Raw genomic sequence first — 24,627 nt, 5'->3', positions numbered from 1 at the left:
CATGAGGGGGATGGGCAGGCTGCTGGTCGCGCTCTTCCTGGTGCCGGCCCTGGTGCTGACGGTGCTGCGCATCGTCCAGCCCGAGTTCGGGCTCGCGGTGCGCCTGGTGTCGTTCGCCCCTCTCGCGATCGTGCTCTACGGGTTCGTCGTGCTGTTCTGCATCGTCCGGGTGCTGTTGCCCGGCCGTGGACGGTGGCAGGTCGATGCGGCGACGGCAATCGTCGCCCTGCTCCTGCTGGGGCTGCATGCCTGGTGGTTGAGCCCGCAGTTCGTCGGCCCGCACCCCACCGCTGCCGCGGACGCAGTGCCCCTGCGCGTGCTCACCGTGAACCTCTACCGAGGCCAAGCGGACGCACCGGCCGTGCTCGACAAGGCAGTGCGACAGAAGGTCGACGTCCTGGTGCTGGAGGAGGTCACCCCCGGGATCCTCGCCGACCTGCGCGAGGCCGGGCTCGACGAGGCGTTCCCCCATTCGGGTGGGCGGCCAGCAGAGCAGATCGCCGGCACCATGGTGTTCGCGGCCGCGCCGATCAGCGAGGTGACCCGGCTGTCGACGAACTTCGGCTCCTGGTCGATGACCGTGTCCCTGCCGCAGGGCGACGTCACGGTCTTCGCCGTGCACCCGAGGCCACCGAAGGGGTCCGCGGGTCAGTGGGCCGACGACCTCGCAGCGATCGCGGACGCCATCGAGGCCGACCAGCCGGACATCGTGGCCGGGGACTTCAATGCCACCCGCGACCACCGGCAGTTCCAGCGACTGCTCGACGCCGGCACCGTGGATGCCGCCGAACGGCTCAACACCGGCTGGCAGCCGACCTGGCCGGCCAACGGCGAGTTCCACGTGTTGGGTCTGGGCCTGCCTCGCCTGGTCCAGATCGACCACGTGCTGATCGGCCCTCGGTTCGCCGCGGTGGGGGTCCGGACGGTCGCGTTGGACAACACCGATCACAGCGGTGTGCTTGCCGAGGTCGCCCTGCGCTGAGCGAGGCCCGAGCCCGTCCGCGACTTCGGGGAGGGCCACGCGGACCCCACCCCCGTGACTCGATCCTGTCGGCCGTCTGTGACACATTGGTGCGAAGTCCAGACAGATCTACGGGGGAGTTTCACATGACGGGATCCATCTCGGGGCGCTGCGGCGCCATCCTGGTCGCGCTGGCGGTGACGGTGCCACTGGCTGCCACCATGACCTCCAGCACCGCCGCGACGCCGGCCACCACGGGGCAGCGCTCCAGCGTGTGTGACACGCGCGGGCCGATCGCCGCCTCGGCACTCGTCGATGGTGTCAGCGGTTGCTCACTGGTCGGCAGGGTCGTGGTGTCGGGTTCGGCCGCTGTCGTCGTGCCTCGCGCCGGCTACGGCGTCGGTGCTGACGGCGTCGCGGGTGCCGGATCCAGTGACGCCGCGTCGCTGCAGGTCACCAACCTCGACGGCGTGGTCCGCGCCACCGTCGACGGCGACGCCGCACCGGCGTCGCGAGGCCTCGCGGCCAGGGCCGCGGGGGCGTGCTCCGCCGGCCAGTTCAAGCTGGCCTCCGGTCGACACCCCTGGGGCAAGGTGCTGTCGTGGCGCTACCACCGGCCCTCGGAGCCCAAGCGCTATGCGACGGGCAAGGCGCTGGCCCACATCAGGGCCGGCATGACCAACATGCGCACCGCCCGCAACGACTGCAACCGCACCAGCAACCTGAGTGCCCGCGCCCGCTACGCCGGCGTCAGCGCCACCGGCCCCGGCATCCGGGTCAAGGGCAGTCGCATCACGTGCGGCAAGCTCAACAGCAGGAACGTGGTCGGCTGGGGTGCGTTGCCCAACAGTCTGCTGGGTTGGACCTGCTACTGGTGGGGCGGCAGCGGCAAGATGATCGCCGCCGACATGCGCCTGTCGACGTCGGCCAAGGTGGTCACCGCGATCCCCGGGTCCTGCACCCAGCGTTACGACCTGCAGTCGCTGGCGACCCACGAATGGGGTCATGCCTGGGGCCTGGGACACGTGTCCAACCCCAACCTGACGATGCACCACTTCCTGCCGGCCTGCTCGACGGCCTTCCGCACCCTCGGTCTGGGTGACATCAAGGGGATGCGCCAGCTCTACTAGCGGGCGGGCGGTTTGGGCGGCAGGTGGAGGCCCGCCGTAGGCTGGGGTCGTCATGACCGTCTACCTCGACCACGCGGCGACCACGCCGATGCTGCCCGAAGCCATCGCTGCGCTCTCGGCGCAGTTGACGACCACCGGCAACGCCTCCTCGCTGCACGCATCGGGACGTCACGCTCGGCGCATCGTCGAGGAGAGCCGCGAATCGGTGGCCAGGGCGCTGAACTGTCGTCCCGGCGAAGTGGTGTTCACCTCGGGGGGCACCGAGTCGGACAACCTGGCGTTGAAAGGCATCTTCTGGTCACGACGAGCCGAGGACCCTCGCCGCACCCGCATCCTGGCCTCGGCGGTCGAGCACCACGCGGTGCTCGACCCCCTGGACTGGTTGGCCGAGGCCGAGGGCGCCGAGGTCGAGCTCATCGGGGTCGACCACGCGGGTCGGCTCGACCTCGATGCCCTGCGAGCCAGCATCGAACGCGATCCGGGCACCGTGGCCCTGGTCTCGGTGATGTGGGCCAACAACGAGGTAGGGACCCTGGAGCCGTTGGACGAGGTCGTGGCGCTGGCCAGTGAGCACCGGATCCCGGTGCACACCGACGCCGTCCAGGCGGTCGGCTCGGTGCCGGTCGACTTCGCCCGCTCCGGGGTCGACGCCCTCAGCCTGTCGGGCCACAAGGTCGGTGGACCGTTCGGCGTCGGCGCGCTCGTCGTACGACGTGAGCTGGCGGTCACCGCGCTGATGCATGGCGGAGGCCAGGAGCGCGACATCCGCAGCGGGACCATCGATGCGCCGGCGATCGCCGGCCTGGCGGCGGCGGTGGAACTGTCGGTCAAGCACCAGCCCGAGCACTCAGCCCGCGTGAGTGTGCTGCGCGACGATCTGGTGCGGCGCGTGCAGGAGGCCGTGCCGGGCGCGATCTACAACGGCAGTGCCGGCCAGAGGCTGCCCGGCAACGCCCACCTGACCTTCCCCGGCTGCGAGGGTGACTCGCTGCTGATGCTGCTGGACGCACGCGGCATCGAGTGCTCCACCGGTTCGGCCTGCTCGGCCGGGGTGCCACAGCCCTCCCACGTGCTGCTGGCCATGGGATTCACCGAGGCGGACGCGCGCGGGGCGCTGCGATTCTCGCTCGGTCACACCAGCACAGCTGCCGATGTGGAGGCCCTGGTCCAGGCGATCGGCCCGTGCGTCGAACGCGCCCGGGCAGCCAGCGTGCGGGGCCGCTGATGAAGGTCCTGGCTGCCATGTCCGGTGGCGTGGACTCCGCCGTCGCCGCAGCCCGGGCGGTCGAGGCTGGCCACGACGTCACCGGCATCCACCTGGCTCTGTCACGCAACCCCAAGTCCTACCGCACCGGCGCGCGCGGGTGCTGCACGATCGAGGACAGCAACGACGCCCGGCGGGCAGCCGACGTCATCGGGATCCCCTTCTACGTGTGGGACCTCAGTGACCGTTTCCATGAGGACGTGGTCGAGGACTTCATGAGCGAGTACGCCGCCGGGCGCACGCCCAACCCCTGCCTGCGCTGCAACGAGAAGATCAAGTTCGCGGCCGTCCTCGACCGTGCGCTGGGGCTGGGCTTCGACACGGTGGCCACCGGCCACTACGCCCAGTTGCAGACCGGCCCCGACGGGTTGATCGAGATGCACCGGGCCGTCGACATGGCCAAGGACCAGTCCTACGTGCTCGGCGTCCTCACCCAGGACCAGCTGGCGCACTCCCTGTTCCCCCTGGGTGACTCGCCGAAGTCCGCCGTACGGCGCGAGGCCGAGGCCCGCGGCCTTATGGTGGCCGACAAGCCCGACAGCCACGACATCTGCTTCATCGCCGACGGCGACAACGCCGGTTGGCTCGGGGAGAAGCTCGGGGATCTCGCGCCCAACCGCGGTGGCGACATCGTCGAGCACGGCACCGGCGAGGTCCTCGGCCAGCACGAGGGCACCTTCCGCTACACGATCGGCCAGCGCAAGGGCCTGCGGTTGGGGCGCCCGGCAGCCGACGGCAAGCCGCGCTTCGTCCTCGACATCGAACCGGTCTCGGGCACCGTCACCGTGGGACCGCGTGCTGAGCTTGCGGTCAACCGGATCGACGGCATCAAGGCGCGCTGGTGCGGCAGCGTGCCCGACGTGCTGCACGGGACGGTGCAGCTGCGCGCGCACGGTGCTGAGCATCGAGCCACGATCTCGACCTGCCAGGACGCAGCCGGGGTCGCCATCGAGCTCCTGGATCCCGCGCAGGGGATCGCACCCGGTCAGGCGGCGGTGTTCTACGACGGCAGCAGGGTGGTCGGCTCAGCCACCATCGCGGCGACCGCGCGGGTGCCTGCGTGACCCTGGCCACCGGCGTCGGCTCGATGCCCTTCGACGACGGGCAGCAACCCGGGGCGCAGTACGCCGAGTCGATGCGGATCATCCTCGACACCCTCCCGAGGTTGCCACACGTGGCCGAACTCCCCGGCCGCGGCGTGACTGCCGGCCTGACGGGTCGCGGCCTTGCCGTGGTCTCCGGGCTCGGTGTCGACCTCCAGCCGGCCGGATGGCGGTTGACCGATGCCTCGGGGGTCGACCACCGGCGGGCCCGCTCCCTGCTCGCCCAGGACCTGGACACGGTGGAGGAGCTCACGCAGGGCTACACGGGGGTCTTCAAGCTCCAGCTCGCCGGCCCGTGGACCTTGGCCGCCACCGTCGAGAAGCCACGGGGTGACAAGGTGCTCTCCGACCACGGTGCCCGCAGGGAGCTGGCCCAGGCCTTGGCTGAGGGGGTCCGCGACCACATCGCCGACGTCCGGGGCAGGGTCTCCGGCGCGACCGAGCTGCTGGTGCAGCTCGACGAGCCGTCGCTGCCGTCCGTGCTGGCCGGTCGGGTGCCGACCGCCTCGGGCTTCGGGCGGCACCGCACCGTCCACCCGCCTGAGGCCTCGGAGCACCTGGGTTGGGTGCTGGAAGCCGTCGTGGCGGCAGGTGGCACACCCATCGTGCACTGCTGTGCCTCCGATGCACCGATCTCCCTGGTGCGCGGTGCCGGCGCCCAGGGCGTCAGTGTCGACCTGGACCAGTTGGACGCAGCCGGTCACGACCAGCTCGCCGAAGCAGTCGATGCGGGGGACTGGGTGTTGCTCGGGGCTGTTGCGGCCACCTCCCCGGACCCCGCTCCCACGGAGTCCTCGCTCACCGAGCGGGTGACCCGTCTGCTCGACATGCTCGGACTCGAGCCCTCCGACCGGCTCGTGGTGACGCCGACCTGTGGGTTGGCCGGCGCCACGCCGGTCTGGAGCCGCCGTGCCCTGAGCCTTGCCGCCGCGGCGGCCACCCACCTGTCCTGACCGCATGCGGGCTCGGCCGCATGGCGAGAAGAAGAACGCCGCCCGCGCGGTCAGGCACCCGAGTGCCCGACGGCGCGAACGGCGTCCCGATGCAGTGGGCTCAGCCGACGTGAACGACCTCGGGACCGTCGGTGGCCAGCTCCTCGTGCTTGACGTTGAGGAAGATCCACACGACCGCCGAGGCGCCGAGCATGAGCAGTGCGCCCACGAAGAAGGCCGTGGTCGACCCGTCGGTGAAGACCTGCTGCTGTGCGACCAGCTGCATCGCGCTGATCTGGTCAGCAGTGGGTGCCGGTGCGTTCGCACCGGCCGCGGCCGCCGCGGCTTCACTGGCCTTCTGCAACTCGGCTCCCCGCGTGGTGAACACATGGGTGGCGACGGTCGAGAGCGTCGCCAGTCCGAGCGCGCCGCCGACCTGCTGCATCGTGTTCAGCACGCCCGATCCGATCCCGCTGTCCTCACTGCGCAGGTGGTGGACGGCCGTCAGAGTGACCGGCACGAAGACCAGGCCCATGCCCAGCGACATCAGCACGATGAAGGGCAGGATGTCGGTGACGTAGCTGCCCGTGACCGCCGTGACGGGGTACTCGGTGTCGTAGGGCAGGGTGGAGAACCCGTAGAGGGCCCCGGCTGCCATCAACGTGCCGATGCCGGCCAAGAAGCGTGGATCGACCCGGTTGATCAGGTTCGAGGCCAGACCGGCAGCCACGATGATGCCGACCGAGAACGGCAGGAAGGCGACGCCGGCCTTGAGTGGGCTGTAGCCCATGACGTTCTGGATGTACTGGCTCAGGTAGTAGAACATCGCGAACATGGCGGCCGGTGCCAGGAACATCGCCAGGAAGCTCGAGGCCCGGGTCCGGTTCATGAAGATCCGGAACGGCAGCAGCGGGTGGTTGACGCGGCTCTCGATCAGGCCGAAGGCGATCAGCATCACCGCACCGGCGACCAGGCTGGCGATCGTCCAGCTGTCGCCCCAGCCGTTGGTGCCGGCGCGCGACAGGCCGTAGACGATCCCGAGCAGACCGAGCGTGCCGGTCACGGCACCGGGGATGTCGAGCTCGCCGGGGTGCGACTCGGACTCCGGCAGGAACCGCGGCGCGAGCGCGGCGGCCGCGAGGCCGATCGGCACGTTGATGAGGAAGGTGAGGCGCCAGCCGTCGACGGTGATGCCCAGGATGTCGGGCGTCGTGCCGGTCAGCCAGCCACCGAGGATCAGACCGACCGCCGCGCCGGCACCCGACATCGCGGCGTACACCGCGAAGGCCCGGTTGCGGGCAGGGCCGGCCGGGAACGTCGTCGTGATCAGCGCAAGGGCGGCGGGGGAGGCCAGGGCAGCCCCCAGGCCCTGGAGGCCACGGGCGGCGAGCAGCAGCGGCTCAGTGGTGGCGAGGCCGCCCAGCAGGGAGGCCACGGCGAAGATGGCCAGTCCGGCCATGAAGATCTTGCGGCGCCCGTAGAGGTCACCGAGACGACCACCCAGGAGCAGCAGGCTTCCGAAGGCGAGCGCGTAGCCGGTGACGATCCACGGCAGGTTGGCCTGCGAGATGCCCAGGTCCTTCTGGATGTAGGGCAGGGCGATGTTGGCGATGGTCGCGTCCAGCACCACCATCAGCTGAGCGACGGAGATGAGCACGAGTGCCCAGCCGAGATGCAGCTGCCTCTCGGGTGTGGCCGAATCCTCGGCGGTCTTGGTGATGTCAGCCATGAGCTTCTTTCAGGTCGGATGGTGGAAGGTAGACAGAACGGGGGTCAGGAAGTCATCGAGGGTCCGTCGGCCGACAGGCCGGCAGCACGATCTGATCGATGACGTTGGCGATGCTGTCGGCTGAGGCCGGTTCACCGAGCACGAAGATGCGGTGCAGGATGATCCCGGCGAAGGCCCCGGCGATCAGGTCGATGTCGAGGTCGTCCCGGATCTCGCCGCGGGCCCGGGCCCGCTCGTAGATGGCGCGTGACGAGGCGATCTTGGGGCCGATGAAGTCACGGCGCCAGGCTTCGGCGAAGTCTGCGTCGCGGTTGATCGCGGTCATGATGCTGCCGAGCACGCTGATCGGCTGCGGATCGGTGAAGCCCCCCGAGCCACAGGACGTGGCGAGCAGGTCTCCGCGGAGGCTGCCGGTGTCGGGGACGTGGTTGGGGCCCTTGTGGGCGACGATCGCGTCGATGACGAGCGCGGCCTTGGTGTTCCAACGGCGATAGAGCGTCGCCTTCGATGCCTTCGCACGGGTGGCCACGGCGTCCATGGTCAACCGGTCGTAGCCGACGTCACCGAGCACCTCGAGGGTCGCCTGCAGGATCTGAAGCTCGCGATCGCCCTCGACGCGGGGTCGGGACTCGACGGGGAGGGAGGGTCCTGCGTTCACTGTCCAGCCCTCCCTGTTACGTCGATGAAACGAAACGGTTCCGTTTCATGCAGGGACGGTACTCCGGCCTCTCGGATGAAACAAACTGGTTTCATCCGGTGGTCTGGACCACTCAGGAATGCGGGACTTTCAGAAGGCCCAGTGAGCGTTTGAGGGCAATTTCGTTCCACCGGGCGCTGTCCTTGAACATGTAGTGGCCCACCCGGCCCATGTCGACGAAGTCGGCTGAGGTGCTGATCTCGGCGGCGCGCCGGACGAAGGCCCGAGTCGCCTTGGCGGAGGTGATCCGGTCGGTGCTGCCGTGGGCGGCGACCAGGTGCTTGCCGCGCAGCGCCTCGATCGGTTCGTCACCCGGCAGCCATGGAGCCAGGGCCACGACGCCGACCACCTTGGGGTCATCGGCCACCCGCACGGCCGTGCGTCCGCCCATCGAGTGCCCCAGGAGTACGACGGGCACCTCGAGGTCGTCGAGCTGGGAGAGCGCCCAGCGGGCGTCCGGCACGGGGGAAGGATGTGCCGGGTCGTTCCAGCCTCGGATGCCGTAGCGCAGCAGCCAGACCGAGACACCGACGGCGTTGGCCGGCCCGGCGATGGCGCGCTGCATGGCGAGCGAACGACGCCACGACGCGCTGCGGCCGGTGACCGGCTGCCTGGACCGGTCCTTGCCGCCGTGCAACATCAGGATCACTGCCTCGGGACGGTCAGCCGGACCCGTGGCGTCGTACTTCGTCAGGGCAGGCTCGGGCATGCTCAGATCTTCTCTCACGCCTGGTATTCGGAGCCTGTGCGGGAGCGGATTGGTGTCGAGGGGGTGGCCGGGATGTCGGTGCCACCCGGCAAGATGTCCCCATGAGTTCCCCCGAGGTCTCCCAGGCGACACCCGAGGCACGAGAGGCCCATCAGGCTCTCTCGGAGCAGATCGAGGATGCCCGCTGGCGCTACTACGTGCTTGACGACCCGACACTGTCCGACATCGACTTCGACCTGAGGATGCGGGAGCTGGAGGCACTCGAGGAGGAGTTCCCCGAGCTGCGCACCCCCGACTCGCCCACGCAGAAGGTCGGCGGGCAGGTCTCCACCGAGTTCACAGCCGTGGACCACCTCCAGCGCATGGAGAGCCTGGACAACGCGTTCTCCTACGAGGAGCTCGCCGCCTGGCATGCCCGCCTCCAGCGCGACGGGGTCAGTGATCCGGAGCTGCTGTGCGAGCTCAAGGTCGACGGTCTGGCCATCAACCTGCTCTACCAGCAGGGCCGGCTGGTCCGTGCCCTGACGCGGGGCGACGGCCGCACCGGCGAGGACGTCACGCCCAACGTCAAGACCATCGCGTCCGTGCCGCACCGCTTGACCGGCACCGCTGATCTCCCGGTCCCGGCTCTGGTGGAGGTCAGGGGTGAGGTGTTCTTGCCGGTGGTCGCCTTCGAGCGCCTCAACGAGGCGATGCGTGACGCCGGCAAGCCGCCGTTCGCCAATCCACGCAATGCGGCGGCCGGCTCCCTGCGCCAGAAGGACCCCCGCGTCACCGCGACCCGGGACCTGGGCATGGTCTGCCACGGCATCGGTGCCCGGGAGGGCTTCGATCCCACTGCCCAGTCGTCGGCCTACGACGCGCTCAAGACCTGGGGGCTACCGACCTCCGACCGGGTCCGCGTGCTGCCCGATCTGGCCGCGGTCCAGGGCTTCATCGAACACTACGGCGAACACCGCCACGACGTGGAGCATGAGATCGACGGAGTGGTGGTCAAGGTCGACCAGGTCGCGCTGCAGCGCCGGCTGGGCTCGACGAGTCGCGCGCCCCGGTGGGCGATCGCGTTCAAGTACCCGCCCGAGGAGGTCAACGCCAAGCTGCTCGCGATCGAGGTCAACACCGGACGGACCGGACGGGTCACCCCGTTCGGCCGCATGGAGCCGACCCGGGTGGCGGGCTCGACGGTCGAGATGGCGACCCTGCACAACGCTCACGAGGTCAGGCGCAAGGACGTGCGGCCCGGTGACACGGTGATCCTTCGCAAGGCCGGTGACGTGATCCCCGAGATCGTCGGTCCGGTGCTCGCACTGCGGCCCCCGGACCTGGCCGAGTGGGTCATGCCCACGGAGTGCCCGGCGTGTGGCACGACGCTGGCCCAGCAGAAGGAGGGCGACAAGGACCTGCGTTGTCCCAACCACCGCTACTGCCCGGCCCAGGTGCGCGAGCGGGTCTTCCACGTGGCCGGCCGGGGTGCCTTCGATATCGAGGGGCTCGGCTACGAGGCGGCTGTCGCGTTGCTGGACTCCGGGGTGATCGCCGACGAGGGCGACGTGTTCGATCTCGACGAAGCCAAGCTGCTGCGCACCCCCTTGTTCACCCGTGCTCCCAAGAAGGGCGAGGGCGACGATCCGGTCCTCTCGGCCAACGGGCGCCGACTGCTCGACAACCTGGCCCGGGCCAGGCACGTGCCTTTGTGGCGGGTGCTTGTCGCTCTGTCCATCCGCCACGTCGGGCCCACCGCCGCTCGGGCGATCGCGGCCGAGTTCGGTTCGATGCCGGCCATCCGCGGAGCAGACCACGAGCGCCTGGCCGGCGCGGAAGGCGTGGGGCCGACGATTGCCGAGGCAGTCCTCGAATGGTTCGACGTCGATTGGCACCGCGACATCGTCGACAAGTGGGCCGCCGCTGGGGTCTCCATGGCCGACGAGAGGGACGAGTCGACTCCTCGCACGCTCGAGGGTCTCACTGTCGTCGTGACCGGATCCCTGGTGGCCTATACGCGCGACTCGGTCAAGGAGGCCATCATCTCGCGGGGCGGCAAGGCATCCGGTTCGGTGTCGAAGAAGACCGACTACGTGGTGGTGGGGGAGAGTGCGGGCTCCAAGGCCGAGAAGGCCGAGCAGCTCGGTGTCCCGATCCTCGACGAGGCCGCCTTCGCAGTGCTCCTGGAGCATGGTCCCGCAGGGCTGTGACTCACGATGTCAGGGCGGCGGTGATCAGGTCCGCGACGGCCGCTTGCTCGACTGCGAACGGGTGATAGGCCGCCGCCGTGGAGAAATCGGTGAACTGACCGTTGATCCATGGCTCGTCGGCGCAGATGTCGTGGCCTGCGCTGGCCCGCCAGACGTCGACGTACCTCGCGCCGGCCGTTTCCGCGGCCCGTTTCAGCGCACCAGTGAGCCGGCGGCTCACTGTTCGGGCGTAGGCGTAGTCGCCGTCAGCCAGTGGGAGGAGCCGAGGACAGGTCCCTGATGGCGGGACCAGCTGCGGATAGCCGACCACCAGGACCTCAGCGCGCGGAGAGCGCTGCTCGATCCCGGCGATGGCTGCAGTGACCCGGCGTTCGGTGCGCTCCAGCGACGTCGACAGCCGGTCGCGACCACCCGAGCGCTGGGCGTCGCGACACGGGGAGCCGGTGGGGTCCTGGCTGCGCAGGGACACGCAGTCGGTGATCAGGGTTGCGAACACCTGGAAGTCGTTGCCGCCCATGCCGAGCGTCACCAGGTCCGTGGCCGGGGTCAGGCTGGCGAACTGCGGCCGCACCCGTGCCGTCTCGGTCCGTTGTGGGCGGGCGAGGTTGGTGGTGTCGGCGGCGCTGCAGCTGCGATCGACGAAGGCGGACACGGTGATGGCCGCGGCCACCAGCGACGGGTAGTTCTCGCTCGAGCGGAAGCACCCACGAGCCGCGTCCAACTGTGGCACGAGCGGCGCGGCGGTGTAGGAGTCCCCGAGGGCGACGTACCGCTCGAAGGTCCGCGGTGTCGCGGTGGTCCCGCCCGGCCCGCCGATCGAGTTCGCCGCAGTGCCCTCGGACCCTGAGGTGCACCCGCTGAGCAGCAGGGTGAGGGCCACGGCGCCGGCGACGAACACCGGCGCGACACGCGCGATCCGAAAGCCTCGAGACACCTCGTCAGGCTACGGGGGCGACCCCAGCACTCAGCTCTCGTAGGCCTTGCCCCCGAGCTTCAGGCCTCCAGCGCCCACGTCCACCGGGTGGGTCTCGCACTCGGCGGTGCCGGGGTCGCAGACCGTGAGCTCGGTGCGCGTGACCGCGAACAGGTGACCGTCAGGAGTCCAGCCGAAGTCCCAGGCAGCACCCCGGATCGTCTGGACGGTCCCGCTGTCGACCCCGTAGACCGTGAAGGCGGTGCCCTCCGACTCGTCCTGGTTGATCAGCTCGGCGAACCGCCCGTCGGGCGAGAGCGTGACGTAGGGGTAGCGGTCCGGCTCGGTGGGGATCCGCAACAGCTTCTCCCCGCTGGCGACGTCGTAGATCGTGCTCGCACCTCGGGTGGAGGCCACATCCCGACCCCCGGTGGCGGACGGGTAGGCCTCGGGACCCATCCGGTCGGCGACGGTGGTGGTGCCGGCGCGCCAGTCGACCGCGATCCCGGCCTGGTCCATGCCCACGAACACGGTGTCCCCGGACAGTGCCACGGGGGGCGCGAGCCATCCTCCCCAGGTGAAGTCACCCGGCACCGGGACCCGGGCGACCTCCTCATCGGTGACGACGTCGCGGACCACAGCGACCCAGCCGTCACCGGCCTTGTCGGCGTAGGCGAGGTAGGGCTGTCCCGGGTCGGTGGAGGGCACCCGGTCGCCCAGGTCCAGATCGAGCCGGCGAACCTCGCCGGCCGGGGTGACCAGGCTGTAGTGGGAGGGGCCGGGATCGTCGGACTCCGCATTGTCACCCGTGCGCGCCACCACGCCCGAGGAGGTGTAGTAGAGGGACTTGATGTCCTCGGGCAGCGTTGCTCGGTGCTGCGCCCGATCGCCGAAGTAGACCGTTCGCCCGGCCGAGAAGGCTCCTCCGGAGAGGTAGGCCGCCGTCGCCGGATCGAGCTTCTGCTCCGGTGCGGTGCCGGGGCGGTCACTGTGGTTCAACGCCACCAGTGCGGCGCTGCCGAAGACCGCGAGCACCGCGGCGGCTGCCAAGCCGCTCGTGACCAGACGCCGGCGACGCAGCCGGTGGCCCTCGACCATGATGTCGGGCAGGTGCGGCGGTGGGATCTCCAGGGCACTGGCCTCCTCCCTGAGGAGGGTGGCGAGACGTTCAGTCATGACTGGCTCCTTGGCTGAGGGGGATGACGGCGTCCCCGAGGAGGGGACGAAGACGGGCCAGGGCATCGGAGGTCTGGCTCTTCACGGTGCCCTCGGAGCACCCGAGTGCGGTCGCGGTCTGGGCGACGTCGAGGTCCTCGTAGAAGCGCAGGACGATCACCGCTCGTTGACGAGGGGCCAGGGTGCGCAGGGCATCGAGCACGAGCGGCCGGGTCGTGGCGTCCGGCTCGTGCGTGGTCTCGCGGATGCGTGCGCTCACGTCCTCGGTGGCGAGCTCGTTGCGCCACGACTTCTTGCGGAACCACTCGGTGGCGGTGTTGACCAACACCGTCCGGGCATAGCCGTGGGCACGGTCCAGATCCCGCACCCGACCCCAGGAACCATAGGTTTTGGCCAGGGCCGTCTGCACCAGGTCCTCGGCGAGCTCGCGGTCGCCCAGCAAGAGGTACGCCGTGCGGTAGAGGCCCGCCCACGAGCCGTGGACGAAGGCCGTGAACTCGGCATCCGAGGGTGATCTCGCCACTACGTCCTCCTTCTCTCCCCCTGAAAGATGTGGTGGCGTGGCTTTCGGTTGGGCCCACAACCCCTCTAGGGTGTCCGGCATGCCCGAAACGCCTCGCTCACCGTGGTCCTGGACCCCGCGCAGCACGGCCCTGGTGATGACCGGGACTCTGCTGACAGCCGCCTGGGTCGCCGTCGGTGCCACCATGATGCTCTCGGAGCGCCCGTCCGCGCCCGCCGCAGCCCCGCCCGCCCAGGTGGAGTCCACCCCAGCGGCCAAGCGTGCCGTCGCACCGAAGCGCGAGGCGGCGGCCTCGCGCAGCCAGTCACGCTACAACCCGAAGCCCTACAAGGGTCCGCTGCCGAAGTCAGGCACCAAGGCGCCGGTCGCTGTCGCGCACCCGCCACAGGTCGAGACGTCCCAGGCTGCGGCCGACGCCCAGGACCCGCAGCAGGACGGACCGGCCCATACCTGGCCCTCCCATCACGGCAACCACGATGGCGGTCCTCGCCACCACGGTGGAGGCCACCGCCACTGGTGGTGAACGCAGGCCCCTAGGATTGGCTGGTCTCCGCCGATCGTGAAGGACGCTGCATGCCTGAAATCCCTGGATCGCGCACGTCGCCCCGCGACCGTGTCGTGGTCTCCCGTGACGAGGTCGCCCACCTGGCAGACCTGGCGCGGATCGACCTGTCCGATGCCGAGCTCGACCACCTCGCGCCCCAACTGAGCGTGATCTTGGAGTCGGTGGCCTCGATCAGTGCCGTCGCGGGTGACGACGTCCCGCCGACCTCGCACGCGCTCCCGCTGACCAACGTGTTCCGCGAGGACGTGATCGTGCCCGGACTGACCGCTGAGCAGGCCCTGGCCGGTGCACCGGCCCAGGAGCAGCAGCGCTTCTCGGTCCCGCGGATCCTGGGAGATGAGCAGTGAAGACCGACTGGACGCGTGCGAGCGCCGCCAGCCTGGCTGATGCCCTCGCCGCGGGCGAGGTCACCTCGGTCCAGCTCACCCAGGCCCACCTCGACCGCATCGCCGCCGTCGACGGTGACGTCCACGCCTTCTTGCACCTCGACCCCGAGGGCGCGCTGGCGCAGGCCGCGGAGTCGGACGCCCGGCGCTCCGCGGGAGCGCCCGCTTCGGCCCTGGACGGGGTGCCGATCGCGGTCAAGGACGTGCTGACCACCTCGGGTCTGCCCACCACCTGCGGATCGAGGATCCTCGAAGGCTGGATCCCGCCGTACGACGCCACCGTGGTCAGCCGCCTCAAGGCCGCCGGGTTGCCGATCCTGGGCAAGACCAACATGGACGAGTTCGCGATGGGCTCCTCCACCGAACACTCCGCCTACGGGCCCACCCACAATCCGTGGGACCTCGACCGCATCCCCGGTGGGTCCGGCGGTGGGTCGGCCGCCGCGGTCGCAGCCTTCGAGGCACCCCTGGCCATCGGCACCGACACCGGTGGCTCGATCCGCCAGCCTGGCGCGGTCACCGGCACCGTGGGGGTCAAGCCGACCTTCGGTGGCGTCTCGCGCTACGGGCTGGTCGCGATGGCCAACTCGCTCGACCAGGCCGGCCCGGTCACCCGGACGGTGGTGGACGCAGCGCTGCTGCACGAGGTGATCGGTGGTCACGATCCCCGCGACTCCACCTCGATCGACCAGCCCCTGCCGGACCTCGTCGAGGCAGCGCGCCGTGGTGCCGGCGGCGACCTGAGCGGCGTACGCATCGGGGTGATCGCCGAACTGGGTGGCGAGGGCTACCAGGCCGGCGTGCTGGCGAGGTTCGCCGAGGCCGTCGACCTGCTGGTCGCGGCCGGAGCCGAGGTGGTCGAGGTGTCCTGTCCGAACTTCGTCCACGCGTTGGCGGCGTACTACCTGATCATGCCCTGCGAGGCCTCCAGCAACCTGGCGAAATTCGATGCCATGCGCTACGGCCTGCGGGTGCTGCCCGAGGGCATCGAGGACCCGAGCGCCGAGGACGTCATGCGGGCCTCGCGCGACGCGGGGTTCGGCGACGAGGTGAAGCGCCGCATCATCCTGGGCACCTATGCGCTGTCCAGCGGCTACTACGACGCCTACTACGGCTCGGCACAGAAGGTGCGCACCCTGATCAGTCGCGACTTCGAGGCCGCCTTCGAGCTGGCCGACGTGCTGGTCTCGCCCACGGCGCCCACGACCGCGTTCAAGCTGGGCGAGAAGCTCGACGACCCCCTGGCGATGTATCTCAACGACCTCGCCACCATCCCGGCCAACCTGGCAGGGGTGCCTGGCATGTCGCTGCCCAGCGGCCTGGCCGAGGACGGGCTGCCGGCCGGGTTCCAGATCCTGGCTCCGGCACTCGCCGACGACCGGCTCTACCGGGTCGGTGCGGCCCTCGAGGCCCTGCTGGAGAAGACGTGGGGAGGTCCGCTGCTCGATCGCGCACCGGATCTCGACAAGCTCGACCGACGCGACGGAGCCCAGTGATGAACAGCATGAGCGCCGACACCCTGCTCTCCTTCGAGGAGACCCTCGAGAAGTTCGACCCGGCCCTCGGCCTCGAGGTGCACGTGGAGCTCAACACGCTCACGAAGATGTTCTGCGGCTGCCCCACCGAGTTCGGCGCCGAACCGAACACGCAGGTCTGCCCCACCTGCCTCGGCCTGCCCGGTGCCATGCCCGTGGTCAACCGCAAGGCGGTCGAGTCGGCGATCCGCATCGGCCTCGCGCTCAACTGCGAGATCGCCGCGTGGTGCCGCTTCGCGCGCAAGAACTACTTCTACCCCGACATGCCGAAGAACTTCCAGACCTCCCAGTACGACGAGCCGATCGCCTTCGAGGGCCATCTCGACGTGATGCTGCCCGGCGAAGGGGGCGAGGGTGAGGTCTTCCGGGTCGAGATCGAGCGCGCCCACATGGAGGAGGACACCGGCAAGTCACTGCACGTCGGTGGCGCCACCGGACGCATCCACGGTGCCGACTACTCGTTGGTCGACTACAACCGTGCCGGGATCCCGCTGATCGAGATCGTCACCAAGCCGATCATGGGGACCCGCGAGCAGGCGCCGCTGATCGCCAAGGCCTACGTCGCCCAGCTGCGCGAGCTCATCGTCGCCCTCGGCGTCTCGGACGCGCGGATGGACCAGGGGTCGATCCGTGCAGACGTCAACCTGTCCCTGTCCCCGAGGGGTGACGGCAGGTTGGGCACCAGGACCGAGACCAAGAACGTGAACTCGCTGCGGTCGGTGGAACGAGCCGTGCGCTTCGAGATGCAGCGACACGCCGCGATCCTCGATGGTGGCGGATCGATCCTTCAGGAGACCCGGCACTGGCACGAGGACACCGGTGTGACCACCAGCGGACGAGAGAAGTCCGACGCCGAGGACTACCGCTACTTCCCGGAGCCCGACCTGCTGCCGGTGGCGCCCTCGCGGGCGTGGGTGGAGGAGTTGCGCCTCACCCTCCCGGAGCCGCCGCGCGAGAAGCTGGCTCGCCTCCAGGCGGCGTGGGGCTTCTCCGACCTGGAGATGCGCGACACGGTCGGGGCGGGGGCACTGGGCCTGGTCGAGGAGACCATCGCCGCAGGCGCCACGCCACAGGCGGCGCGCAAGTGGTGGCTCTCCGAGCTCGCCCGGCGGGCCAACGAGTCCGACACCGACATCGCCGCGCTCGGCGTCAGTCCCCAGGACGTGGCCGCGGTCCAGGCCCTGGTCGATGCCGGCGCGATCAACGACAAGCTGGCGCGCCAGGTCTTCGACGGCCTGGTGGCCGGTGAGGGCACTCCAGAGGAGATCGTGGCTGCGCGGGGGCTGGCGATCGTGTCCGATGACGGTGCGCTCGGTGCGGCCGTGGACAACGCGATCGCGGCCAACCCCGACATCGCCGACAAGATTCGCGACGGCAAGGTGGCGGCGGCAGGGGCGCTCATCGGCGCGGTGATGAAGGAGATGCGCGGTCAGGCCGATGCCGGGCGCGTTCGCGAACTGATCCTGGAGAAGCTCGGCTGAATCTCCTGATACATTCGCTCCTGCACCACCACATCCACAAACGCTCGCAACCAGGGGAAGCCGGTCCAAATCCGGCGCTGACCCGCAACCGTAGGCCGACCTCACGAGTCGGAAGCCGGAACACCTGCTGCGCTGCGTCCTGATCACACGCTGTCGAGGAAAACAGCGGGATCTCCGGGCCTCATCCGAGCTCCGTAGCCCCGCTGGCGAGCAGCGGGAAGGAACCCATGAAGCGCCTGTTGCGCTCCGCGGCAGTCATGTCGGCTACCGCACTGACGATTCCCTTGGCCATGACCACGTTCGCCTCGACGGCCACCGCCGTCAGCGACCCGAAGCCGGTCGCGGCGGGAGCCAGCTGGCTGGCCGCCCAGGTGCCGGCCGGGGTGGTCCACAACGACCAGTACGACTTCGACGACTACGGCCTCAGCATCGACGCCGCCCTCGCCTTCGCCGGCGCCGGCCAGCGTCCCGCCAAGGTCCAGCAGATCAGCGATGCGATCGCTGCCCACGTCGACAGCTACACCACCGGCGTCGACTTCGGGTCCAGCGATGTCTATGCCGGCTCGACGGCCAAGGCTGCGGTGCTGGCGCAGACCGCCGGCGATGACGCTGCGGCGTACGGCGGGGTCGACCTGATCGCCCGGCTGGAGGGCCTCGTGTCGACGACGGCGCCCATCGCCGGCCGGATCGAGGACGACTTCACCCCGGGTCCGTTCGCCGGCGACTTCGCCAACGTGATCGGCCAGGCCTTCGCTGCCCAGGCGCTGGCCGCGGTCGACTCGGCGCAGGCGCCCGCGGTCACCAGCTTCCTGCTCCAGCAGCAGTGCTCGCCGGGCTACTTCCGGGTCTCCTTCACCGCTGACAAGACCGCCACCGACCAGAGCTGCGACGGCGCCACCGGCAGCGCTGACACCGACGCCACCGCGCTCGTCGTCCTCGCTCTCGAGGACCAGGTCACCGATCCCGATGTCGCCGACGCCCTCGACGCGGCCGTGAACTGGCTGGTCGAGCAGCAGGCTGCTGACGGTTCCTTCACCAGTGGGGATCCGCTCACCCCGGACAAGAACACCAACAGCACCGGCCTTGCCGGCTGGGCGCTCGGAGACCTCGGGCACCCCACGGAGGCCATCGCGGCCGCCACCTGGGTGCGCAGGAACCTGGCCGCCGACACCGCCCCGTGCACCACGAAGCTCACCTCCCAGCGAGGTGCACTGGCCTACAACGGCCCGGCCCTCGTGGCCGGGAGGACCGACGGCATCACCGTCGAGACCATGGACCAGTGGCGCCGGGCGAGCGCGCAGGCGCTTCCGGTGCTCCAGTGGGCTCCGGCAGCCGACCAGGCCTTCGACGTCTCGGGACCAACCGGATTCGTGCGGGCGAGGTCGACGCAGACCCTGCGGGTCTCCGGGCTGGCTCCCTCCTCGCGTGGCTGCCTCTCCGGCGGTGGCGGCGAGCGTGTCCTCAAGGGCACCGGCGCCCGCCTCACCGCGGACGTGACCGTTCCGGCCGGCACCGCCGACCGGGTCTACGCCGTGTCCAGCCTCGACGGGGTCCAGCGCACCACCCTGCGAGCGCTGGGGACCCTCACGGTCCCGTTCACCCTCGCCAAGCGCACGATCGCCAAGGGCGGCTTGCAGACGGTCCGCGTGTCCGGGCTCGAGGCGGGGGAGAAGCTCACCATCCGGTGGCGCGGTGAGGTCGTCGGCGGCGGAGTCGCCGGTGCCGCCGGCAGGTTCACCGACTCCTTCCGGGTCGGCCGGACCAGCGGTCCGGGCAAGATCCGGGTCACCGGACAGTTCGCCGACCTGCGCAGCAACACCAAGTCCCTCACGGTGCGCTGATGCTGAAGCGACTGGCTGCCCTCATGGGCGTGCTCGTCACCGGCGCCGCCGGTGCGGGCATCGCCGTCCTTGCGACGGCGGTGCCCGCCCAGGCTGCAGGGTGCTCCGGGGCCCACGGCGTCACTGTCGTCGTCGACGCCAATCAGGTCGGCGGCACCCAGGTGGGCTGCGCGAGTGGGGGTGGTCGGACCGCGACGTCGGCCACCACCGCGGCAGGGTTTGCGCTGACCTACGTGCAGCGCAGTCCCGGCTTCGTCTGCCGGATCGCAGGCGTCCCGGCAGCCGACCCCTGCGTCAACACCCCGCCGTCCGATGCCTACTGGGGTCTGTTCTGGAACGACGGCAAGGGGGGTGGGTGGGTCTATGCCTCCTTGGGTGCCGGCTCCCTGTCAGTGCCGGACGGCGGCTACGTCGGTTGGTCGTGGCAGGGCGGCGGCGCACGCACTTCGCCGGGCGTCAGCCCGACTCCGCGAAACGAGCCGAGCGCTCCCGCTCAGCCCACCAGGACACCGACGACGTCACCCACGAAGTCGCCTACGGTGGCGCCCACGGCCTCCTCGTCTCCTAGTGCCACCTCCGCGTCCTCCCCGAACGGCTCGCAGAGCGCGGTGCCGTCGGCCTCGGCATCGAGGAAGCCGCGAGCGTCGAGCACCACGTCGAGCGCCAGGTCGACCTCCGCCTCGGCGTCCGCCTCGGATTCCGCCTCGCCGGACGGCGCCACCTCCACCGATGCGGCGCTGGCCGCCGACGTACCCGACGCAGGTGACCCGACGGACTCGGGTGGGCTTCCTCTGTGGAGCGTCGGGGCAGTCATCGCGGTGCTCCTCGCGGGCGCCGCGACAGTGGCCGTCGTACGTCGCCGGGGGGACCACGCGTCGTGAACCTCCGGCAGTTGCCCCGTGACCTGCACCCGATCGCCTGGTGGATCTGGGCGATCGGGCTGGCGGCGGCTGCCTCGATGACGACCAACCCCCTGCTCCTGCTGCTGCTCATCGGCGTCGCCGCGGTCGTGGTGGCAGCCCGGCGTTCGGATCACCCCTGGGCACGGTCGTTCCGGCTCTACCTGCTGATGGGTGCAGCCATCGTGGTGATCCGGGTGCTGTTCCGGATCCTCCTGGGCGGCGGCGAAGGTACGACGGTGTGGCTGGACCTGCCGGAGATCCCGCTGCCGGACTGGGTCCTGGGCATCCAGTTGCTGGGACCGGTGACCCGCGAGTCGGTCCTCGCCGGGCTCTACGACGGGCTGCGGCTGGCGGCCATCGTGATCTGCGTCGGAGCGGCGAACTCGCTGGCCAACCCGAAGCGACTGCTCAAGTCGGTGCCTCCGGCGCTCTACGAGATCGGGACCGCGCTCGTGGTCGCGGTCAGCGTGCTCCCCCAGCTCGCCGACAGCCTGCGCCGGGTCCGGGCTGCCCAGGAGCTGCGCGGTGGTCCCACCGGCCGGATCTGGCGGCTGCGGCGGCTGCTGATCCCGGTGCTGGAGGACGCCCTGGACCGCTCACTCAAGCTGGCTGCCGGGATGGACACCCGCGGCTACGGCCGCGCCGGGGGGCTCACCAGGGGTGAGCGCCGTCGTACCGGTGCCCTGATGCTCGTCGGACTCAGCGGGGTCTGCGTGGGCGTCTACGCGGTCCTCGACAAGCAGGCGCCGCGCGTCCTGGCCGTGCCGATGCTGGTCCTCGGCTGCCTCGCCGCGCTCATCGGCATCGTCAGCGCGGGGCAGCGAGTGCAGCGCACCCGCTACCGGCCCGATCGCTGGCGCGCGGCGGAGGTCGTGGTCGCCGTCTGCGGACTGGCCGTGGCTGCCGGGCTCTGGAAGGTCACCTCCACCGATCTGCTGATCGCCTACCCCGACCTCACCACGGCACCCCAGGTCACCCTGACGGCGCTGCTGGCTGTCCTGGTCGGCCTGATCCCGGCGGTGGCCGCTCCGCAGCCGGTCACCTCCCGGGTGCCGCACTCCCTGGCGCCGGTCAAGGGTGATCGCGACCGGGAGCCGGTGGCCGCATGATCGAGCTGCGCAACATCTCCTTCCGCTACGCCGAGCAGCAGATCCTCGGCGGGGTCGACCTGCTCGTCGAGGACGGCGAGTTCGTGCTGGTCTCGGGTCGCACCGGATCGGGCAAGTCCACCCTCCTGGGCATCGTCAACGGTCTGGTGCCTCGCTTCTCCGGAGGCGATCTGTCCGGTGACGTCCTCATCGACGGCGTCAGCGTGCTGCGCCAACCGCCGCGCGAGCGCGCCCACCTGATCGGCTACGTGGGCCAGGACCCTGCTGCGGGGTTCGTGACCGACACCGTGGAGGAGGAACTGGCCTACGGCATGGAGCAGCTCGGGCTGACGTCCACCACGATGCGGCGCCGCGTGGAGGAGACGTTGGACCTGCTCGGCATCGCCGACCTGCGGGCGCGTGACCTGCGCACCCTGTCGGGTGGACAGCAGCAGCGGGTCGCCATCGGTTCGGTGCTGACCATGCACCCGCGGCTCCTGGTGCTCGACGAACCCACCTCGGCCCTCGATCCGACCGCGGCCGAGGACGTGCTGGCGACCCTGCGACGCCTGGTCGAGGACCTCGGACTCTCGGTGCTGCTGGCCGAACACCGGCTGGAGCGGGTCATCCCGTTCGCCGACCAGATCTGCCTGCTCGACGGTCGCGGGGGAGTCCGGGTCGGCACCCCGACCGATGTGCTCGCCTCGTCGCCCGTCGTACCGCCCATCGTCGAGCTGGGTCGCCTCATCGGGTGGGACCCGCTGCCGCTGACAGTGCGTGACGCTCGCCGGGTGGCCCGCGCCGTGCACCTCGCCCCGCTGCCCGCGCGGCCGGCAGCATCGGGCGGCACCGCCCTGAGCGCCGCAGGACTCTCGGTGGTGCACGGGCGCACGGTGGCGCTCCGTGAGGTCGACGTGCACCTTGCCGAGGGCCGGGTCACCGCCCTGATCGGTCGCAACGGGTCGGGCAAGTCGTCGTTGCTGTGGGCCCTGCAGGGTGGTCGTCGCAGGTACGCCGGACGCGTGGACGTCGGGGGCATCGACCCCGCCTCTCTCGACGCGGCCGAGCGCCGGGCCACGGTGGGGCTGGTGCCTCAGAGTGCTTCGGACCTGCTCTACCTCGAGACCGTGGCCGAGGAGTGTGCCGCGGCCGGAGAGGGTTGCCGCGACATCCTGTCGCGACTGGCACCGGGGATCGATGACGAGAGCCACCCACGTGACCTGTCCGAGGGCCAGCGCCTGGCGTTGGTGCTGGCGATCGTGCTCGCCGCCCGGCCGAGGATCCTGCTGCTCGACGAACCGACCCGCGGGCTCGACTACCCGGCCAAGGCCGAGCTGTCGCGAGTGCTGCGCGACCTGGCCGCCGACGGCCACCCGGTCTTCGTGGCCACCCACGACGTCGAGTTCGTGGCCCAGGTCGCCGACGACGTCGTGGTGCTGGCCGAAGGCGAGGTGGTCTCCTCCGGCCCGGTCCGCGACGTGATCGCCGAGTCGCCCTCCTACGCTCCCCAGGTCACCAAGATCTTCGGGGCGCCCTGGTTGCGCGTGGACGAGGTCGAGGTGCTCGCGTGAGCACGGTGCTGCCCCTCGGGCGCCGCTCGAGCACTGTCCTGGTCCTGGCCTCGGCGGCCGGGCTCATGATGTTGGCCTGGCCGCTCCTGCTGCGGGTTCCCGAGGGGACCCGCGTCGATCCGCCGTTCTTCTTCCTCGCCCTGCTGCCCCTGGTCATCGGGGTGGTGCTGGCGGAGTTCAGCGAGGGAGGCATGGACGCGCGTGCGTTGGCGGTCCTCGGTCTGCTGAGTGCGATCAACGCCCTGATGCGCGGCCTCGGCGCCGGTACGGCGGGCATCGAACTGGTGTTCTTCCTGCTCATCCTCGGAGGACGCGTGTTCGGGCCGGGGTTCGGGTTCGTCCTCGGCTGCACGTCGATCTTCGCCTCCGCCCTGATGACGGCCGGGGTAGGGCCCTGGCTGCCCTATCAGATGCTGTGCTCGGCCTGGGTCGGGATGGGCGCCGGGTTGCTGCCGCGCCGGGTCCGGGGGCGCGCGGAACTCGCGATGCTGGTCGTCTACGGGATCGCCGCCGCCTACGCCTTCGGCATCCTGATGAACCTTTCGAGCTGGCCCTTCCTCCTGGGCCTGCAGCTGCCGGGGCACGGCAACGGGCTGGCCTTCGTGCCAGGTGACCCAGTGCTGGAGAACCTCCGCCGCTTCGCCGCCTACACGCTCATCACCTCGACGGGCAGTTGGGACACCGGCCGGGCCATCACCAACTCGATCGCGATCCTGCTCCTCGGCCCCGCCGTGCTGAGCACCTTGCGCCGGGTGTCTCGCAAGGTCACGATCACGCCGGAGCCCGAGGTCAGCCGGGTCTGACCTCGAGGATCCGGTCGTCGCCCGCCGCCGGGTCTCCGCGCCCGTCACGGTTGGAGGTGGTCACCCACAGGTTCCCGTCCGGGGCCACGACGACCGTGCGGATCCGGCCGTGCTCGCCCACGAAGAAGTCGGTCGGGTCGCCGGCCCGTCTGCCGTTGACGTCGACGCGCCAGAGCCGCTCGCCCCTCAGGGCCCCGAGCCACAGCCGGCCGTCTGCGAACGCCAGTCCCGACGGGGAGGCCTCCGAGGTCCGCCACACCACCTCGGGCTCGGCATAGCGTCCGTTGCCTCCGGTGCCCTCGAACAGAGGCCAGCCGTAGTTGGCGCCCTTCACGATCAGGTTGAGCTCGTCGAACTCGGAGGCCCCGAACTCGGATGCCCACAGCCGGCCCCGGTCGTCGAAGGCGAGTCCCTGCACGTTGCGGTGCCCCCAGCTCCACACGGGGGACTCCCCGAACGGATTACCCGGTGGGGCGTCGCCGTCGGGGGTGATCCGCAGGATCTTGCCGCCCAGGGAGTCGAGGTCCTGGGCGAGCTCCTCCTCGCCGGTCTCGCCGGTGGAGGCGTAGAGGTAGCCGTCGGGACCGAAGGCGAGCCGGCCACCGTCGTGGATGAAGCCGTTGGGGATGCCGTCGAGAATCACCTCCAGCCTGCCGAGTCGCCGCCCGTCGTACGTCGTGCGGACGATCCGGTTGTCCTGCTCGGTGGTGACGTAGAGGAAGACCTGCTGATCGCTTGCGTAGGTCGGCGAGACAGCGATGCCCAGCAGTCCCGCCTCACCCTGGGGAGCAGCTTCGTCGACGGTGCCGACCTCACCCACCCTGCCGTCGGTGATCGAGAGCACCCGGCCACTGTCCCGCTCGGTGACGAGCGCGGAGCCATCGGGGAGGAACGCCACGCCCCACGGCACGGCCAGGCCGGTGGCGATCGTGTCGACGACCTGGGGCCTGCGGGGACCTGGACTCGCGGTCGGCTCGGCCTGCGGCGAGGCGGTCGTGGCCGGACCGGTCGGCGCCTGGCTGGGCAGCGCCGGTGAGTCCTCGCTGCTGGCGCAACCGGTGAGCAATCCGGCTCCCACCAGCAGACCGGCGACCTGTCGTCGGATCATCGGGCAAGTCTGCCCGAC

Annotated in this window: 22 protein-coding genes and 1 riboswitch; of the genes, 15 read left to right on the top strand and 7 right to left on the bottom strand. The window is 70.5% G+C overall.

Features of this window, described 5'->3' with window-relative positions; translation table 11 throughout:
* Positions 1–10 precede the first annotated feature (10 nt).
* From AB7I40_RS01050 to AB7I40_RS01030, 5 genes are all read left to right on the top strand, one after another.
* Complete coding sequence (locus tag AB7I40_RS01050; RefSeq protein ID WP_428346530.1) at positions 11–982, top strand: endonuclease/exonuclease/phosphatase family protein; 972 nt, start codon at positions 11–13, stop codon at positions 980–982.
* 125 nt (positions 983–1,107) lie between these two features.
* Complete coding sequence (locus AB7I40_RS01045; RefSeq protein ID WP_428346529.1) at positions 1,108–2,091, top strand: matrixin family metalloprotease; 984 nt, start codon at positions 1,108–1,110, stop codon at positions 2,089–2,091.
* A gap of 52 nt (positions 2,092–2,143) precedes the next feature.
* On the top strand, positions 2,144–3,316 hold the full coding sequence (locus tag AB7I40_RS01040) for a cysteine desulfurase family protein (RefSeq protein ID WP_428346528.1): 1,173 nt from the start codon (positions 2,144–2,146) through the stop codon (positions 3,314–3,316).
* Positions 3,316–4,419, top strand: a complete 1,104-nt coding sequence (mnmA, locus tag AB7I40_RS01035; RefSeq protein ID WP_428346527.1) for a tRNA 2-thiouridine(34) synthase MnmA — start codon at positions 3,316–3,318, stop codon at positions 4,417–4,419. Before AB7I40_RS01040 ends, mnmA begins: the two co-directional genes overlap by 1 nt.
* Positions 4,416–5,411, top strand: coding sequence for a methionine synthase (locus tag AB7I40_RS01030; RefSeq protein ID WP_428346526.1), 996 nt, complete (start codon positions 4,416–4,418; stop codon positions 5,409–5,411). The genes mnmA and AB7I40_RS01030 overlap by 4 nt, the downstream gene beginning before the upstream one ends.
* A 100-nt stretch (positions 5,412–5,511) precedes the next feature.
* Here the strand turns inward: AB7I40_RS01030 and AB7I40_RS01025 are convergent, their stop codons facing one another.
* From AB7I40_RS01025 to AB7I40_RS01015, 3 genes are all read right to left on the bottom strand, one after another.
* Complete coding sequence (locus AB7I40_RS01025) at positions 5,512–7,119, bottom strand: DHA2 family efflux MFS transporter permease subunit (RefSeq protein ID WP_428346525.1); 1,608 nt, start codon at positions 7,117–7,119, stop codon at positions 5,512–5,514.
* Positions 7,120–7,171: 52 nt separating this feature from the next.
* Positions 7,172–7,777, bottom strand: a complete 606-nt coding sequence (locus AB7I40_RS01020) for a TetR/AcrR family transcriptional regulator (protein ID WP_428346524.1) — start codon at positions 7,775–7,777, stop codon at positions 7,172–7,174.
* A 112-nt stretch (positions 7,778–7,889) separates the two neighbouring features.
* Positions 7,890–8,525 carry an alpha/beta hydrolase gene (locus AB7I40_RS01015; protein ID WP_428346523.1) on the bottom strand — a complete coding sequence of 212 codons (636 nt, stop codon included), beginning with the start codon at positions 8,523–8,525 and terminating at the stop codon, positions 7,890–7,892.
* Between the two features lie 101 nt (positions 8,526–8,626).
* Between AB7I40_RS01015 and ligA the strand changes: the two genes are divergently transcribed.
* Positions 8,627–10,717, top strand: a complete 2,091-nt coding sequence (ligA, locus tag AB7I40_RS01010; RefSeq protein WP_428346522.1) for an NAD-dependent DNA ligase LigA — start codon at positions 8,627–8,629, stop codon at positions 10,715–10,717.
* Position 10,718: 1 nt separating this feature from the next.
* Here ligA and AB7I40_RS01005 read toward each other — a convergent pair whose 3' ends face one another.
* The 3 genes from AB7I40_RS01005 to AB7I40_RS00995 are packed head-to-tail and all read right to left on the bottom strand — an operon-like array spanning position 10,719 to position 13,329.
* A complete protein-coding gene (locus AB7I40_RS01005; RefSeq protein WP_428346521.1) occupies positions 10,719–11,651 on the bottom strand; it encodes an SGNH/GDSL hydrolase family protein in 933 nt (310 codons plus the stop codon).
* Between the two features lie 30 nt (positions 11,652–11,681).
* Positions 11,682–12,806 (bottom strand): hypothetical protein, encoded by a 1,125-nt coding sequence (locus AB7I40_RS01000; RefSeq protein WP_428346520.1) that lies wholly within the window; start codon positions 12,804–12,806, stop codon positions 11,682–11,684.
* Positions 12,799–13,329 carry a SigE family RNA polymerase sigma factor gene (locus tag AB7I40_RS00995; RefSeq protein ID WP_428346519.1) on the bottom strand — a complete coding sequence of 177 codons (531 nt, stop codon included), beginning with the start codon at positions 13,327–13,329 and terminating at the stop codon, positions 12,799–12,801. Before AB7I40_RS00995 ends, AB7I40_RS01000 begins: the two co-directional genes overlap by 8 nt.
* Positions 13,330–13,408: 79 nt before the next feature.
* On the opposite strand from AB7I40_RS00995, the gene AB7I40_RS00990 reads away from it, so the two are divergent.
* The 9 genes from AB7I40_RS00990 to AB7I40_RS00950 all read left to right on the top strand — a co-directional run bounded on the left by AB7I40_RS00990 (position 13,409) and on the right by AB7I40_RS00950 (position 23,501).
* The gene (locus AB7I40_RS00990; protein WP_428346518.1) at positions 13,409–13,852 is read left to right on the top strand and encodes a hypothetical protein; all 444 of its coding nucleotides are present in this window, start codon (positions 13,409–13,411) and stop codon (positions 13,850–13,852) included.
* Positions 13,853–13,911: 59 nt separating this feature from the next.
* Positions 13,912–14,241, top strand: coding sequence for an Asp-tRNA(Asn)/Glu-tRNA(Gln) amidotransferase subunit GatC (gene gatC, locus AB7I40_RS00985; protein ID WP_428346581.1), 330 nt, complete (start codon positions 13,912–13,914; stop codon positions 14,239–14,241).
* On the top strand, positions 14,238–15,776 hold the full coding sequence (gene gatA / locus AB7I40_RS00980) for an Asp-tRNA(Asn)/Glu-tRNA(Gln) amidotransferase subunit GatA (protein WP_428346517.1): 1,539 nt from the start codon (positions 14,238–14,240) through the stop codon (positions 15,774–15,776). The genes gatC and gatA overlap by 4 nt, the downstream gene beginning before the upstream one ends.
* Positions 15,776–17,296 carry an Asp-tRNA(Asn)/Glu-tRNA(Gln) amidotransferase subunit GatB gene (gene gatB / locus AB7I40_RS00975; protein WP_428346516.1) on the top strand — a complete coding sequence of 507 codons (1,521 nt, stop codon included), beginning with the start codon at positions 15,776–15,778 and terminating at the stop codon, positions 17,294–17,296. Before gatA ends, gatB begins: the two co-directional genes overlap by 1 nt.
* Positions 17,297–17,350: 54 nt before the next feature.
* A riboswitch (cobalamin riboswitch) is annotated at positions 17,351–17,421 on the top strand.
* 102 nt (positions 17,422–17,523) lie between these two features.
* Positions 17,524–19,137, top strand: coding sequence for a hypothetical protein (locus tag AB7I40_RS00970; protein WP_428346515.1), 1,614 nt, complete (start codon positions 17,524–17,526; stop codon positions 19,135–19,137).
* Positions 19,137–20,018, top strand: a complete 882-nt coding sequence (locus AB7I40_RS00965; protein WP_428346514.1) for a hypothetical protein — start codon at positions 19,137–19,139, stop codon at positions 20,016–20,018. Before AB7I40_RS00970 ends, AB7I40_RS00965 begins: the two co-directional genes overlap by 1 nt.
* The gene (locus AB7I40_RS00960; RefSeq protein ID WP_428346513.1) at positions 20,015–21,148 is read left to right on the top strand and encodes an energy-coupling factor transporter transmembrane component T family protein; all 1,134 of its coding nucleotides are present in this window, start codon (positions 20,015–20,017) and stop codon (positions 21,146–21,148) included. The genes AB7I40_RS00965 and AB7I40_RS00960 overlap by 4 nt, the downstream gene beginning before the upstream one ends.
* Complete coding sequence (locus AB7I40_RS00955) at positions 21,145–22,698, top strand: ABC transporter ATP-binding protein (RefSeq protein WP_428346512.1); 1,554 nt, start codon at positions 21,145–21,147, stop codon at positions 22,696–22,698. Before AB7I40_RS00960 ends, AB7I40_RS00955 begins: the two co-directional genes overlap by 4 nt.
* Positions 22,695–23,501, top strand: coding sequence for an ECF transporter S component (locus AB7I40_RS00950; protein WP_428346511.1), 807 nt, complete (start codon positions 22,695–22,697; stop codon positions 23,499–23,501). Before AB7I40_RS00955 ends, AB7I40_RS00950 begins: the two co-directional genes overlap by 4 nt.
* On the opposite strand, the gene AB7I40_RS00945 is transcribed toward AB7I40_RS00950, so the two are convergent.
* The gene (locus AB7I40_RS00945; protein ID WP_428346510.1) at positions 23,488–24,609 is read right to left on the bottom strand and encodes a PQQ-dependent sugar dehydrogenase; all 1,122 of its coding nucleotides are present in this window, start codon (positions 24,607–24,609) and stop codon (positions 23,488–23,490) included. The genes AB7I40_RS00950 and AB7I40_RS00945 overlap by 14 nt on opposite strands.
* Positions 24,610–24,627: the final 18 nt, after the last annotated feature.

The sequence above is a fragment of the Nocardioides sp. genome (assembly GCF_050246775.1).
GTDB lineage: Bacteria > Actinomycetota > Actinomycetes > Propionibacteriales > Nocardioidaceae > Nocardioides.
Note: the sequence above shows the minus strand (reverse complement) of the source record. Positions and strands in the feature narration are given on the sequence as shown.

What these genes read in the sequence shown, in the direction of transcription:
- AB7I40_RS00970 (WP_428346515.1), top strand. Translation starts at nt 17,524, where the DNA reads ATGAAGCGCCTGTTGCGCTCCGCGGCAGTCATGTCGGCTACCGCACTG.
- AB7I40_RS01015 (WP_428346523.1), bottom strand. Translation starts at nt 8,525, where the DNA reads ATGCCCGAGCCTGCCCTGACGAAGTACGACGCCACGGGTCCGGCTGAC.
- AB7I40_RS00990 (WP_428346518.1), top strand. Translation starts at nt 13,409, where the DNA reads ATGCCCGAAACGCCTCGCTCACCGTGGTCCTGGACCCCGCGCAGCACG.
- AB7I40_RS01025 (WP_428346525.1), bottom strand. Translation starts at nt 7,119, where the DNA reads ATGGCTGACATCACCAAGACCGCCGAGGATTCGGCCACACCCGAGAGG.
- AB7I40_RS01000 (WP_428346520.1), bottom strand. Translation starts at nt 12,806, where the DNA reads ATGACTGAACGTCTCGCCACCCTCCTCAGGGAGGAGGCCAGTGCCCTG.
- mnmA (WP_428346527.1), top strand. Translation starts at nt 3,316, where the DNA reads ATGAAGGTCCTGGCTGCCATGTCCGGTGGCGTGGACTCCGCCGTCGCC.
- AB7I40_RS00965 (WP_428346514.1), top strand. Translation starts at nt 19,137, where the DNA reads ATGCTGAAGCGACTGGCTGCCCTCATGGGCGTGCTCGTCACCGGCGCC.
- AB7I40_RS00955 (WP_428346512.1), top strand. Translation starts at nt 21,145, where the DNA reads ATGATCGAGCTGCGCAACATCTCCTTCCGCTACGCCGAGCAGCAGATC.
- ligA (WP_428346522.1), top strand. Translation starts at nt 8,627, where the DNA reads ATGAGTTCCCCCGAGGTCTCCCAGGCGACACCCGAGGCACGAGAGGCC.
- gatB (WP_428346516.1), top strand. Translation starts at nt 15,776, where the DNA reads ATGAACAGCATGAGCGCCGACACCCTGCTCTCCTTCGAGGAGACCCTC.
- AB7I40_RS00945 (WP_428346510.1), bottom strand. Translation starts at nt 24,609, where the DNA reads ATGATCCGACGACAGGTCGCCGGTCTGCTGGTGGGAGCCGGATTGCTC.
- AB7I40_RS01040 (WP_428346528.1), top strand. Translation starts at nt 2,144, where the DNA reads ATGACCGTCTACCTCGACCACGCGGCGACCACGCCGATGCTGCCCGAA.
- AB7I40_RS01045 (WP_428346529.1), top strand. Translation starts at nt 1,108, where the DNA reads ATGACGGGATCCATCTCGGGGCGCTGCGGCGCCATCCTGGTCGCGCTG.
- AB7I40_RS01050 (WP_428346530.1), top strand. Translation starts at nt 11, where the DNA reads ATGGGCAGGCTGCTGGTCGCGCTCTTCCTGGTGCCGGCCCTGGTGCTG.